Genomic DNA, 12434 nt, shown 5'->3' with positions numbered 1-12434 from the left:
CTTCGAAGCGCGGCGTTCGTGGCGAATCGATGGGCCTAGCGCGGCGGCGCGGCTTCGGCCGCCAGGTTCGGCCCGGCGGCATGGTTGCCGCGCTCGCCCGCCGCGCGAGCCAGGCGCCGCGTGGCCCATTGCACCAGCATGGCCGTCGCGCAGGCGGTGCCGAAGGCGAGCGGGATCGGCCAATGCGGCAGCGCATACGCCAGCGCCAGGCAGAAGGCGACGAAGGAGAAGCGTCCCAGCACCATCCCCCGCAGCAGGGCGATCGCGAAACCGGCGCCATGCGCGCGATGCGAGGAGACGGCCAGCACGCTGCCGAGCAGCGGAAACACGGCGAGCAGCCCGCTCCATGCCGGGCCCGCGCGATTCGACAGCGCGGTGACGGCGAGCGTGAGCAGCGCGCCGGCCAGCATGCGGCCGGCCAGGTCGCGGCGGGCGAGCGGCAGGTTCGCCGCGCCGGCCGCGCCACGCGGCAGGAAGGCCTGCCCGAAGGCGATCGCGGCCAGCGCCGCGAGGGCCGCCGCGAGCGGCGTGCCGGGCAGCCGCGCCAGCGCCGCGGCCGCCATCGCCCAGACCAGCAGGCCGGCGCCCAGCGCGATCGGCCAGGCGCGGGCGCGGCAGGTCCAGGCATAGGTGAAATTGAAGGCCTCGGATGCCAGAATGGCGGCCAGCGACAGCAGGGCCGCCTGCGCGCCGAACGCCGGGCCGTGCTCGAGAACCAGCAGGAACAGGATCGGGCCGGCCACCACCGGCAGCCCGGCCAGCCAGCCGGCGATCGACGGCCCCCACCAGGTGCCGGACATCGAGACCACGAGCAGGAACAGCGGGACGAGCGTCAGCTTGAGCGCGAGCATGGCGGGAGCGGGTAAAGCTGGATGATACCCGCGCGCGGTTCCGGATCGAAACATCACCACCAGCCAACGAGAGAGCCATGCCGATCCCCTCCACCCTGTTGTTCCTGCCGGGCGCCTCGGGCGATACCGGCTTCTGGCGGCCGCTGGCCGATCGCCTCGAAGCCACGGCCGGGCGCGAGATCCTCGCCTATCCCGGCTTTGGCGGCGAGCCCGCCGATCCGTCGATCCACGATATCGACGACCTGCTGGAGCGCGTGCTGGCACGCATCGAGGGCCCCACCGCGCTGATCGCGCAATCGATGGGCGGCGTGCTGGCGGTGCGCGCCGCGCTCGCCCGGCCCGAGCGGGTCACGCACCTGGTGCTGTGCGTGAGCTCGGGCGGCGTCGACATGGCCGCCCTGGGCGCGCGGGATTGGCGCGCCGATTTCCTCGCGAACAACGGACATCTGCCGGATTGGTTCGTCGCCAGCCGGGGTGAGCTCGGCGAGCGCTTGCCGGCCATCGCGCAGCCGTCCCTGCTGATCTGGGGCGACGACGATCCTTACAGCCCCGTCGCCGTCGGCGAGCGGCTGCATGGCCTGCTTCCCGATTCGGCCCTGCACGTGGTGCCGGGCGGCCGGCACGATCTGGCCCGCGTTCATGCGGCCTCGCTGGCGCCGCTGGTCGACGCTCATCTGCGGCGCTGAACGCCGCCGCATCCCCTCCGCATCTTCGCCGCTCCTTCGCCGCTTCTCCGCCTCGTGCGGGGCTCGTGCCCGGCACCGCGCCATCGTTTCCGCCTTCCCTCAGCGCCGGGTTCGCATCTTGCGCCTGCCTTGCCGACGACTCGCGGCGCGTGCGGCACCGATGTGCCGCCGCGCCTCGCCAAGCCTTGCCGCGCCGCCCGCGCCGGCATGGCGAGGCGGGCGCCGCCGCCGGTCCCTGTCGGGCACGGCCGTGTAGTTTTTGCACGCCGCCGCGCCCGATGTGATTCCGGCCCGATCGCGCCCCGCCATGTTCGCCGCCTCGCGGTCTCGTGCATTGGCGCGCATCGCGGGCCCCAACCCCACAACCCGCCGCGGAGGAAACACATGGCCAAATCGAAAACGCCCCAGGATGCCGGCACCGTCATCGGCAAGGGCGGCGAAACGCATCAACAGCACACCGGCCAGGGCAAGCACGATCCCGAGGTGCTGACCACCAATTTCGGCATCCCCGTTTCGGACAACCAGAACAGCCTGCGCGCCGGCGAACGCGGCCCGACGCTGCTGGAAGACTTCGTGCTGCGCGAGAAGATCTTCCATTTCGACCACGAGCGGATTCCCGAGCGCATCGTGCACGCGCGCGGCAGCGGCGCGCACGGCGTGTTCCGCTGCACCAGGGCGATTCCCGAGCTCACGCGCGCCAGCCTGTTCCAGAAGGTGGGCGACGAGGTGCCGGTGTTCGTGCGCTTCTCCACCGTGGCCGGCGGCGCGGGCTCGGTCGACACGCCGCGCGACGTGCGCGGCTTCGCCGTCAAGTTCTATACGCAGGAGGGCAACTGGGACCTGGTCGGCAACAACATCCCGGTGTTCTTCATCCAGGACGCGATCAAGTTTCCCGACCTGATCCACAGCGTGAAGATGGAGGCCGATCGCGGTTATCCGCAGGCGGCTTCCGCGCACGACACGTTCTGGGATTTCGCGAGCCTGATGCCCGAAAGCACCCACATGCTGATGTGGGCGATGTCGGATCGCGCGATCCCGCGCTCGCTGCGCATGATGCAGGGCTTCGGCGTGCATACCTTCCGCTTCGTCAACGCGAAGGGTCAGGGCAAGTACGTGAAGTTCCACTGGAAGCCGGTGCTCGGGGTGCAGTCGACCGTCTGGGACGAGGCGGTGAAGATCGCCGGCGCGGACCCGGACTATCATCGCCGCGACCTGTTCGAGGCGATCGAGGCCGGCGATTTTCCCGAATGGGACCTCGGCATCCAGGTGTTCGACGAGGCCTGGGCCGCGAAGCAGCCCTACGACGTGCTCGACGCCACCAAGCTGATCCCCGAGGAGGAGATCCCGGTCGAGCCGATCGGCCGGCTCACGCTGAACGCCAACGCGAGGAACTTCTTCGCCGAGACCGAGCAGGCCGCCTTCCTGCCCTCGAACGTGGTGCCGGGCGTCGATTTCACCAACGACCCGCTGCTGCAGGGGCGCCTGTTCAGCTATCTCGACACGCAGAAGTCGCGGCTGGGTACCACCAACTTCCACCAGATCCCGATCAACGCGCCGCGCTGCCCGTTCCACAACATGCAGCGCGACGGGATGATGCAGACCCAGGTGCCGGAAGGCCGCGCGAACTACGAGCCGAACTCGCTGGCCGACGCGGGCGAGCCGGGCGGGCCGCGCGAGGCGCCGGCCGAGGGCTTCACCACCTTCGAGGCCAATGCCGAGCGCAACGATCCCTCGGAGAAGCTGCGCGTGCGCGCCGAGCTGTTCGCCGACCACTACAGCCAGGCGCGGCTCTTTTTCCGCTCGCTGCAGCCGATCGAGCAGGCGCACCTGGCCTCGGCCTTCGTGTTCGAGCTGTCGAAGGTGTCGCTCGAGGCGGTGCGCTCGCGCATGGTGTCGAGGCTGCGCAACGTCGACGAGTCGCTCGCGCAGCGCGTCGCCGACGGCCTCGCGATCGCGCTGCCGCCGGCCGCGCCGCCCGCGCGCGAGCCGATCGACATGAAGCCGTCGCCGGCGCTGTCGATCGTCGGCAACGCGAAGCACACCGTGCAGGGCCGCAAGATCGGCATCCTGTTCGACGAGGGTTCGGACAAGGCGGAGATCGACAAGCTGGTGGCCGCGATCGAGAAGGCCGGCGGCCGCGCGATGCTGATCGCGCCGAAGGTCGGCGGCATCGCCGTGAAGGGCGGCACGCTGAGCGCCGACGGGCAACTGGCCGGCTCGCCCTCGGTGCTGGTCGACGCGGTGGCGCTGGTGCTGGCGAAGGACGCGGCCGAGCGACTGGCGGCCGATTCGGCGGCGATCGCCTTCGTGCTCGACGCCTATGCGCACCTGAAGGCGATCGGGCATACGCCCGGCGCGCAGCCCCTGCTGGATCGGGCCGGCGTGCAGGCCGACGCGGGCGTGACGGGGCTCGGCGATGCCTTCGTGAAGGCGGCGGGGCAGCGCTTCTTCGATCGCGAGCCGACGCTGCGCACGCTGGCCTGAGCGCGGGCAAGCCGGCGCCTGGCCCCGAGGCCAGGTGCCGGCCTCGGCTCGAGCCCGAGCGCGCAAAGGAAACGGGCCGGTCGCGAGGCGCGCGCGATGCACGTCTTCGCGACCGGCCCGCGATGCGGTGCGCGCGGCCTGGACGGCCCGCGCGCCCGATCCTGGCGTGACCGTTACAGGCCGACCGAGATCAGCCCCGGGATCGCCACGTCGGGATTGACGTCGGCGTCGTAGTCGACACCGGCGATCTCGAAGCCGAACAGGCGCAGGAACTCGTGCTTGTAGCCGGCGAAATCGGTCAGCTCGTAGAGGTTCTCGTTGGTGACCTGGTTCCACAGCGCCTGCACCTTGCCCTGCACCTGCGGATCGAGTTCCTTGTAGTCGGCGCGCAGGCGGCCGTCCTCGTCGATATGCGGCGTTGAGCCGTACATCGTGTCGTGCAGCAGCCCATAGACCTGCTCGATGCAGCCTTCGTGCGTGCCGGCTTCCTTCATCACCTTGAACAGCAGGGAGAGGTACAGCGGCATCATCGGGATCGCCGAGCTGGCTTGCGTGACGACCGCCTTGAGCACCGCCACGCGCGCGTCGCCGCCGGTGGCGGAAAGCGTCTCGCGCAGGCCGATCACGGTCTTGTCGAGATCCTTCTTGGCCGCGCCGATCGAGCCGTTCCAGTAGATGTCGTGGGTGATCTGCTCGCCGAGGTAGGTGAAGGCGGTGGTCTTGGCGCCCGGGGCCAGCACGCCGGCCTGGTTCAGCGCGTCGATCCACATCTGCCAGTCCTCGCCGCCCATCACCGCCACGGTGTTGTCGATCTCTTCCTGCGAGGCCGGCTCGAGCACGGTGTCCTTGATCACTTCCTTGTCGGTGTCGAGGCCGCGGAAGGCCACGCTCTTGCCGATCGGCTTGAGCGTGGAGTTGTGCACCACGCCCGTCTTCGGATGCGTGCGGCGCGGCGAGGCCAGGCTGTAGACCACCAGGTCGACCTGGCCGAGATCGGCCTTGATGGTGTCGATGGTGACGCGCTTGACCTCGTTGGAGAAGGCGTCGCCGTTGATGGTCCGGGCGTAGCGGCCCTCGGCCTTGGCGAACTTCTCGAAGGCGGCGCTGTTGTACCAGCCGGCCGTGCCGGGCTTGGTCTCGCTGCCGGGGCGCTCGAAGCACACGCCCAGCGTGTCGGCCTGCGAGCCGAAGGCGGCCGAGATGCGCGCGGCGAGGCCGTAGCCGGTCGACGAGCCGATCACCAGCACCTTCTTGGGGCCGTTGGCGATCGGGCCTTGCTTGACGACGTAGTCGATCTGTTCCTTGACGTTCGCTTCACAGCCGGCAGGATGAGTGGTCACGCAGATGAAGCCACGCACGCGCGGTTTGATGATCATGAAAGCCCCTGAATACGGTAAGCGTCGAAGTTCGACGGACGGAAACGCCGTGCATTGTAATGGAAGCCCCGCGGGGCGCGAACGATTGCGGGGCGGGGCATCCGACCCTGGCCGCGGCGGGCGCGACGGCCGGGCGGCCGTCGATATGTATTTCCCTGGCGCCGGATATCCGGTACGCCGCCGCGCCGGCTTGGCGCCGGCGTCTCGTTCATTTTGTAATCCCGGGGCTCGCGAGTTCGGGCGGCTCGGGCGCCCTTGCTCTGTCAGGCCTTCGGCTCGCCGATTCCACCCGCCAGCATCGCCTCGGCGATGTCGTGCCGCCCCTGCCCGCGCAGGCCCTCGGCCGCGCCCTGCACGTCGCGCGCCGTCTTGTTCTGGCCCAGCTTGAGCTTGCCTTCGAAGCGCGTGATCTCGATCTCGATGCCGACGATGGCCTTCAGCATCTCGTCGAGATAGTCGGCCGGCGCATCGCCCATCTTCCAGGGCACCGGCTGCGCGGCCTCGTGGCGGCGCGTCAGCTTCGCCACCACGCCGCGCACGTAGCGTTCGTCGTCGCGCACCGTGATCCGGCCGTGCGCGTGCGCGACCGCGTAGTTCCAGGTCGGCACCTGGCGGTGCGCCTCGTGCTTGCTCGGGTACCAGTTCGGCGAGATGTAGGCGTCCATCGCGCGGAACATCACCAGCACCGGGTCGCCGTTCGCGACCTGCCGCCAGACCGGGTTGGCGCGCGCCACGTGGGCATGCAGCACGCCCAGGCTGCCGGCCGCCGGATCGAGCTCGAACGGGAGGTGGTTCGCGTCGAGTCCGTCGGCGCCGTGCGTGACCAGCGTGCCGAACGGGTGGGCGGCGATCAGCGCGTGCAACACCTCGGGGCGGGCTTCGTTGAAATGGGCGGGCAGGTACATGGCGGCTCCGGGTGGGGCGGGCGGCGGCGCGTCGGTGGGCTGGCGCGGCGTCCGATAGTCGAATTCGCGTATTCTGCTAGCTGTCTGGCTCAGGATAAAGAGCCAGTTTCCTGTCATTTCAATGGACCAGAATCGATGGCTCGTACCGCCCGGTCGCCTGCCGTTCCCGCGCTCGGCCCGCTCGACCGCGCCGCCGGCCAACTGAGCCGCCAGCTCGCGCAGGCCTTGCGCGACGCGATCCGGCGCGGTGGCCTGCTGCCCGGCGAACCGTTGCCGGCCACGCGCCAGCTCGCGGCGGCGCTCGGTCTGGCGCGCGGCACCGTGATCGAGGCCTTCGAGCAACTGGTCGCCGAGGGTTTCCTGGTTTCACGCGGGCGCACCGGCACCTGGGTGGCGCCGGCGCTGAGCCTGCCTGTCGCGGCGATGGGATTGCGTCCCGGGGAGGTGCGGCCGGGGCGGGATGCCGAGCCGGCTTCACGGGTGGGGCGGGCAGGGGCGGTTGGTGGAGTTGGCGGAGCCGCTGGAACCACCGGAGCCGCTGGAATTGCCGAAGTCGCCGAAGCCACCAAGAGCGCCGAAGCCGGCGACTCGCGCCGCCACACGGCGAGCGTGACCGGCGAGAATCCAGCCGGGCCGAGCCGCCTGCCCGGCCCGGCGGCCATGTACGCCGCGATCGCCGCCGATTTCGAGCCCTTGCCGCCGATCCCGTTCGCGGTCTCGGTGCCGGGCGGCGCGACGCTGCCCGATGCGGCCTGGCGGCGGCTCGGCAACCGGCTGCGCGCTCGCGGCCCGGCCGCGCCGTCGGGCTACGGCGACACGCGCGGCGTGGACGCCTTGCGCGAGGCGATCGCCGCTTACGTGCGCCGCGCGCGCTCGGTGCGTTGCGAGGCGGCCCAGGTGATCGTCACCAGCGGCACCCAGCAGGGGCTCTACCTGGCCGCCCAGGTGCTGCTCGGCGAGGGCGAGCGCGCCTGGGTCGAGAACCCGGCCTATCGCGGCATCACCGCGATCCTCGAGAGCACCGGGCGGCGCGAGGCCATCGTGCGCGTGCCGGTCGACGCCGAAGGGCTCGATGTCGATGCCGGGCTGCGCCTGGCGCCCGAGGCGCGCGCCGCCTTCGTCACGCCCTCGCACCAGTACCCGCTCGGCATGCCCTTGAGCGTGGCGCGCCGCGACGCGCTGCTCGACTGGGCCCGCGCGCGCGACGCCTGGATCGTCGAGGACGATTACGACAGCGAGCTGCGCTATGCCGGCCATCCCTTCCCGGCGATGCAGGGGCTGGACCCGCGGCGCGTGGTCTATCTCGGCACCTTCAGCAAGATCCTGTTTCCCTCGCTGCGGCTCGGCTACGCGATCGTGCCGCCGGAGCTGGTCGCCGCGTTTCGCGGCGCGCGCGTGCTGATGGACCGCCATCCGCCCGAGGCCGACCAGCACGTGCTGGCCGCCTTCATCGGCGAGGGCCATCTCGACCGGCACATCCGGCGCGTGCGCGGCGTCTACGCGGCGAGCCGCGCCCGGCTGATCGCCACGCTCGACGCGGCCTTGCCGCCCGAACTGGCCTGGCGCGAGCCGAGCGACCAGGGCATGCACCTGGTGCTCTGGCTCGCGCCGGGCCTCGACGATCGCCGCGTGGCGGCCGCCGCGCTGGAGGCGGGCGTCGCGGTGCGGCCGGTGTCGCCGATGTATGCGCCGGGCACGGCGCGAGCCGGGCTGGTGCTCGGCTTCGGGGGCTATGACGAGGCGGTGATGGAGGCGGCGGCGCGGCGGTTGGCGGCGGTGATCGTGGCCGCCGCGAAGTAGGCCCGGCACGGCGCGCTTCATCATGCGCGTCGAGGTCGCGGGCGATGCGTTTCCCGCTTGATCGTCGGCAAGGCTATCTCTTTTCAGGTTCGCTACGCTGCCGGTTCGGTTTCAATCCGGTGCATCGTTGCGATCCGGCTTGCCCGGTCCATCTCGATGCCGGCATTCGTCCGGCAACCCCATCTTCCTGTTCGCGACAAGGAATCGTCCGGGCCCCAGGTCCGACGCGCGGCGTCGGCTCGGGCGCGCGGCACCGATTCCAGGCGACGCGACGATGCCATTCCTGATTCACCCAGGCCGGCGGCCAGCACCGGTCGCATTTCGGGAGCATCGCATGACGACGCGGCATGATCCGGCCGGCACCCGGCCGCAGGCATTCCAGGACCTCGACCAGGCGGCTGCGCAGGCGCGGGCCGTGGTGGAGGAATGGAAGTCCGAGCAGGTCTATCCGTTTCCAGATGAGCCGGGCACCTCGATCGAGCAGATCGAGCGGCAGGTGTTCGACATCGTGGCGGTGCATGTCGCCCGCCATCTCCCCGGCTTCGACGCGATCCAGCGCCGCAGCAAGGCGTTCCAGCTTCGCATGTTGAGGCAGGCGATCGAGACCAGCCCCGCGTCGCTGCAGCTCATCCTCGACGAGGTGCTGCGCCTGCCGAAGCCGCAGCGCGACGAGCTCGCCCATCTGCTGCGCGATACCTCGCTGTCGTCGATCATCGGCGCGAGCCGGGTCGTCTCCGAGCGCCTGCGTTTCATCGCGGGGCTCGAAGTGCTGTTGTTCGATCCCGAACCGAAACGGCGCCTGAAGGAGCGCACGCAGCTGCATCGCATCGTCGCGGAGAACTGCTGGCTGTTCGGCGAGGAGTACAGCCTGTCGGTCGACGATCAATCGCTGACGGCCGTGCTGGCCGAGCACCGGAAATGGCTGGGCCGCGATCTCGTCATCGACGCGCCGGTGAAGCCTGTCTCGCGCACGCGCGGCATCGTCGACCTGATGCTGTCGAAGGCGACCCGGTCGCATCGCGCGAATGGCCTGTCGCATCTGATCGTCGAGCTGAAGGCGCCGCGGGTGAAGATCGGCTCGGAGGAGATCACGCAGATCCAGGCCCATGCCTTCAGCGTGATGCGCGACCCTCGCTTTTCGATGGTGAAGGTGAACTGGAATTTCTGGGTGATCGGCGACGAACTGGCGCCTTATGCCGAGGCACTCGCCCAGGACGATACCGGCCTGATCTACGCGAAGGCGAACGTGACGATCCAGGTGAAGACCTGGGCGCAGATCCTCGACGAGAACCGTTCCCGCCTGCAGTTCTTCCTGGACAAGTTCGACTTGCAGATCGACCGGGCCGCCTCGCTTGCTTATCTGCGAGATCGCTACGCCGACTACCTGGAAGGCGTGTTCGAGGTGCGGGAACCCTTGGCGCCGTGGGGCGGCGCTCCAGCCTCCAGCGGCCAATCCGATGCGCCGTCGCACAACCCGGCACGAGGGGCACGCCATGTCGATACGTAAAGGCTGCCCGATCTGCGATCGTGACCCGCTGCTGAGCCATCCCGCTCGTTACGCGAAAGCGCCGGGACAAACGAACCTGGCCACCCCGGCGCATTTCCCTCCAAAAGCAACTAACCAGCCTCCCTCTCCCGCCCCGAACCCTTACAATCGCGGGCACGTTGCCGGCCGCCAACCGGCAACGTGACATACACGCCAACGGGAGCCCGCCATGTCACGTTCGGGACGTCTGCTCAACCTGCTGGAACTGCTGCGCGCCAGGCGCCGCCCCGTCACGGCGGCGCAGCTCGCCGCCGATCTGGCCGTATCGGAGCGCACCATCTATCGCGACATCGCCGAACTGATCGCGCAGGGCGCCCCGATCGAGGGCAGTGCCGGCGTCGGCTACCTGCTGCGCGCCGGCCATTTCCTGCCGCCGCTGATGTTCGCGCGCGAGGAGATCGAGGCGATCGTGCTGGGGCTCCACTATGTCGACCAGCGCGGCGACGAGATCCTGAAGACGGCCGCGGCGGCCGCGCTGGCCAAGATCGCTGCGGTGCTGCCGCCCGATGCCGGCGCGACGCTCGACGCGCCGCTCGCCATGCCGGGGCCGCCCGCGCCCTCGTTTCCCGCCAACGTGGTCGAGCTGGGCCGGCTGCGCGCGGCGATCCGTGCCGAGCGGCGGCTCGAGATCGTCTATGTGGACGTGGCCGGCAGCCAGTCGCATCGCATCGTCTGGCCGGTCCAGATCGGCTTCATGGACAACGCGCGCGTGCTGGCCGCCTGGTGCGAACTGCGCGAAGCCTTCCGCACCTTCCGCACCGACCGGATCCAGGCCGCCACCGAGCTCGACCGCTACCCGGCGCGGCGCGCGGCCCTGATGCGCGGGCTGCATGCGCAACTGGCGCTGTCCCTGCAGTCTCCTGACAAAAACTGACAGCGTGATCGGCGAAGCTGCGGGCTTTCCGATCACGCGCGCGCGGTCCTCCGCGCGGCCACCGTGCCATGTCCACCCAGGCTCCCGATTCTCCTGATTCCGTCGATTCCCCGGTCCTTCTCAAGGACTCGATGGGCGAACGGCAATTCCGTTCGCTGCTCTCCACGCTGAAACTGATCGAACGCAGCTTCGACACGCGGCGCTTCCTGGCGGTCGCGCTCGATGGCCTCGACGAGCTGTCGCTGATGGCGCGCGTGCGTCGCGCCAGCCTCGCGATCGAGGCCGGCGCGCAAGCGCTGCCGGGCGGCTACGACACCGTGCTGACGCTGCTGGCCGAGGCCGCGCCGCACCTGGGCGGCGGCTTCCTGTCGCTGGTCGCGCCCGACTACGTCGGCCAGTTCGGCCGTCACGACTTCGATCGCTCGATGGCGGCGCTGGCCTTCTTCACGCGCTTCGGCAGCTCGGAATTCGCGGTGCGCGAATTCCTGCGCGACGATCCGCGACGCGCGCTGGCCACGCTGCGCGACTGGTCCCGGCACGAGGACCAAGCCGTGCGCCGGCTGGCCAGCGAAGGCAGCCGGCCGCGCCTGCCCTGGTCGTTCCGGCTGCGCGAGATCGAGGCCGATCCCGCGCTGGCCGCGCCGATCCTCGACAATCTGCGCGCCGACCCGAGCGACTACGTGCGCCGCTCGGTGGCCAACCACCTGAACGACGTCACCAAGCTGCATCCGGATTGGGTGCTGGAACGTGCCGCCGCATGGGGCGTCGACGATGCCGGCACGCGCTGGATCGTCCGGCATGCGCTGCGCACGCTGGTCAAGCGCGGCGACGCGCGGGCGCTGGCGCTGCTCGGCGCGAGCGGCGCGGCGAGGATCGAAGCGGTGCCGTTCGCGGTGACGCCGGCGCGCATCGAACTCGGCGAGACGGTCACGCTGGCCGCCGAGCTGGTCTCCACGGCGCCGGACGCGCAGCGGCTGGTGATCGATTATCGGATCGGCTACGTGAAGAAGAACGGCAGCACCGCGCACAAGGTCTTCAAGCTCAGGGAGCTGACGCTGGCGCCGGGGCAGCGCATCGATATCGTGCGCAGCCAGCGGATCCGCGATTTCACGACGCGCACGCATTACGCGGGGCGCCATGGCGTCGAGCTGATCGTGAACGGCGCGGTGGTGGCGCAGGCGCATTTCGACCTCGCCTGCTGAGTCGAGCGGGGCGGCCCGGCGCCGGGGGCGGCCTTCAGCGGCCGTCGGTCTGGCGCGAGCCGAACACCGGCAGCCGCCAGCCGAAGTACAGCGAGGACAGCCGGATCGCCACGCAGGAGCCGATCGCGAGCCAGGGCGCGAGCGTCGGCAGCCAGTTGGTGCGCAGCGAGACGACCTCGACGGTCGCGCCGAACAGGGCGGCCAGCGCGTAGATCTCGCGCTGCAGGATGGCCGGCACGCGCGACAGCAGCACGTCGCGGATCACGCCGCCGCCCACCGCGCTGAACATGCCCAGCAGGATCGCGACCTCGGCGCTCCCGCTGTAGGCCAGCGCCTTCTGCGCGCCGGCCACGGCAAACATGCCGAGCCCGATCGCATCGAACAGCAGCACCGGGTAACGCAGCCGCCGGACCTTCTGGTAGGCGGCGATGGTCAGCGCCGCGGCGACCAGCGACACCAGCAGATAACTCCAGTTCGAGAGGCCGGCCGGCGGCACGGCGCCGATGCAGACGTCGCGCACGATGCCGCCGCCGCAGGCGACGATGAAGGTGACGAAGGCCACGCCGAACAGGTCGAGGCGCCGCTGGCGGGCCGCCACGGCGCCGCTGATCGCGAATGCGAAGGTGCCCGTCAGGTCCAGCAGCGTGTAGGCGACGTGGCCGTTCATGCGCGCGGCTCCGAGGGAGCGCGGCGGCTGGCCGGGTAAGCCG

Annotated in this window: 10 protein-coding genes; 6 read left to right on the top strand and 4 right to left on the bottom strand. The window is 70.5% G+C overall.

Going from position 1 to position 12434, the window contains the following annotated elements; genetic code table 11:
• Positions 1-35 precede the first annotated feature (35 nt).
• The gene (locus tag FB600_RS14720) at positions 36-851 is read right to left on the bottom strand and encodes a hypothetical protein (protein WP_145757045.1); all 816 of its coding nucleotides are present in this window, start codon (positions 849-851) and stop codon (positions 36-38) included.
• A 77-nt stretch (positions 852-928) separates the two neighbouring features.
• On the opposite strand from FB600_RS14720, the gene FB600_RS14715 reads away from it, so the two are divergent.
• Positions 929-1537 carry an alpha/beta fold hydrolase gene (locus tag FB600_RS14715; protein ID WP_145757046.1) on the top strand — a complete coding sequence of 203 codons (609 nt, stop codon included), beginning with the start codon at positions 929-931 and terminating at the stop codon, positions 1535-1537.
• A gap of 384 nt (positions 1538-1921) precedes the next feature.
• A complete protein-coding gene (locus FB600_RS14710; RefSeq protein WP_096751983.1) occupies positions 1922-4021 on the top strand; it encodes a catalase in 2100 nt (699 codons plus the stop codon).
• A 173-nt stretch (positions 4022-4194) separates the two neighbouring features.
• Here the strand turns inward: FB600_RS14710 and fabV are convergent, their stop codons facing one another.
• Positions 4195-5397 carry an enoyl-ACP reductase FabV gene (gene fabV / locus FB600_RS14705; RefSeq protein WP_145757047.1) on the bottom strand — a complete coding sequence of 401 codons (1203 nt, stop codon included), beginning with the start codon at positions 5395-5397 and terminating at the stop codon, positions 4195-4197.
• 263 nt (positions 5398-5660) lie between these two features.
• Positions 5661-6302: an FMN-binding negative transcriptional regulator gene (locus FB600_RS14700; RefSeq protein ID WP_098151338.1), complete on the bottom strand. Its 642-nt coding sequence runs from the start codon at positions 6300-6302 to the stop codon at positions 5661-5663.
• Between the two features lie 135 nt (positions 6303-6437).
• On the opposite strand from FB600_RS14700, the gene FB600_RS14695 reads away from it, so the two are divergent.
• The 4 genes from FB600_RS14695 to FB600_RS14680 all read left to right on the top strand — a co-directional run bounded on the left by FB600_RS14695 (position 6438) and on the right by FB600_RS14680 (position 11724).
• Positions 6438-8102, top strand: a complete 1665-nt coding sequence (locus tag FB600_RS14695; protein ID WP_145757048.1) for a PLP-dependent aminotransferase family protein — start codon at positions 6438-6440, stop codon at positions 8100-8102.
• Between the two features lie 334 nt (positions 8103-8436).
• On the top strand, positions 8437-9609 hold the full coding sequence (locus FB600_RS14690) for a histidine kinase (protein ID WP_145757049.1): 1173 nt from the start codon (positions 8437-8439) through the stop codon (positions 9607-9609).
• A gap of 208 nt (positions 9610-9817) precedes the next feature.
• Positions 9818-10522: a helix-turn-helix transcriptional regulator gene (locus FB600_RS14685; protein WP_013691476.1), complete on the top strand. Its 705-nt coding sequence runs from the start codon at positions 9818-9820 to the stop codon at positions 10520-10522.
• 131 nt (positions 10523-10653) lie between these two features.
• Positions 10654-11724, top strand: a complete 1071-nt coding sequence (locus FB600_RS14680) for a DNA alkylation repair protein (RefSeq protein WP_145757076.1) — start codon at positions 10654-10656, stop codon at positions 11722-11724.
• 34 nt (positions 11725-11758) lie between these two features.
• On the opposite strand, the gene FB600_RS14675 is transcribed toward FB600_RS14680, so the two are convergent.
• Positions 11759-12391 (bottom strand): trimeric intracellular cation channel family protein, encoded by a 633-nt coding sequence (locus FB600_RS14675; RefSeq protein WP_145757050.1) that lies wholly within the window; start codon positions 12389-12391, stop codon positions 11759-11761.
• Between the last annotated feature and the right edge of the window lie 43 nt (positions 12392-12434).

Source organism: Burkholderia sp. SJZ089 (assembly GCF_007828315.1).
In the GTDB taxonomy this organism is placed as follows: domain Bacteria; phylum Pseudomonadota; class Gammaproteobacteria; order Burkholderiales; family Burkholderiaceae; genus Burkholderia; species Burkholderia gladioli.
Note: the sequence above shows the minus strand (reverse complement) of the source record. Positions and strands in the feature narration are given on the sequence as shown.